This is a genomic window from Microbulbifer elongatus, assembly GCF_020524885.1.
Taxonomy (GTDB): Bacteria; Pseudomonadota; Gammaproteobacteria; order Pseudomonadales; family Cellvibrionaceae; genus Microbulbifer; species Microbulbifer elongatus_A.
On the sequence record NZ_JAIVKJ010000023.1, the window covers coordinates 1 to 914 of the forward strand.

At 45.1% G+C, this 914-nt stretch carries 1 protein-coding gene; it reads right to left on the minus strand.

Annotated features, from left to right (window positions below; genetic code table 11):
* Window positions 1-206: 206 nt before the first annotated feature.
* Window positions 207-767, minus strand: a complete 561-nt coding sequence (locus LC059_RS17875) for a hypothetical protein (protein ID WP_226705235.1) — start codon at window positions 765-767, stop codon at window positions 207-209.
* Window positions 768-914 lie beyond the last annotated feature (147 nt).

The window sequence follows — 914 nt, forward strand, 5'->3', positions numbered from 1 at the left end:
CTGCCTCTCTACGAAAATCCTCCGTATACGCCTGAGTTCTTTTCTTCGCCATGGTACACCTCCGTGTTAGGCCGAAACCTAACTATACAGGGTGTCTACCAAACGTGGGCAAGTCCTACACATAACGCCCGCATTTGCGGCTGGTTTGGAGCGCAGCGGAAAACCAGTCCGACAACATGCGCTTGTTAGCCTATGCCAGCTATGGATTACCACTTAACTATGCCGCGAGTGACCTTTATTCCACCAACTAATGTTGAACCACCATAATCCTTTGCCAACCGTAATAAGGTGTTATGAAAACCTAAATTTGGAAATGCCGCTTCGACTTTTTTAATTTCTTGCTTGCTAAGGCCCTTTCGAATTGTGCCTTTTGATGCGTCTACCCAGTCAGCTTTGCGACAAGCTTCGATGACACGCTCATGAGGCCCCTTATAGGGAAATATTTTATGATGCCAATGTATAGCACCACGAAGTGCCTCTGTGTCCAGCCCCCATTCGTACTTCTCATTATCTGCTAAGGCTACCGATTCGGATGGTTCAAGGTAAGCAAGCTCACCATCCGTCCAAAGCCCGATATCGTGATAAACAAAAGCTATTTCGACGAGAGGCTCAACCTCGACATCATGCTCCAGAAAATGCATGGCATATGTAATTGTTCGATAAACATGGTTTCGATAGCCAGGAAAATCTTTTCCGATAACATCTTCGTAGCGCGCTAGGAGTTCTTCGACTCGTGGGCGCTCAAGTTTTATTTTTATTTCCGTCATTACCGATTCTCCCGATGTCGAATAAGAGGCTAACGAGGCTGTAGAAAAACGAATTTTAATTAAATCGTTTTTAGACCCAACCTCCCGATTGAATTAATGACCACAATTTAAGCACAGACTTTTCACCTAATCACTCAATGCGCGCAA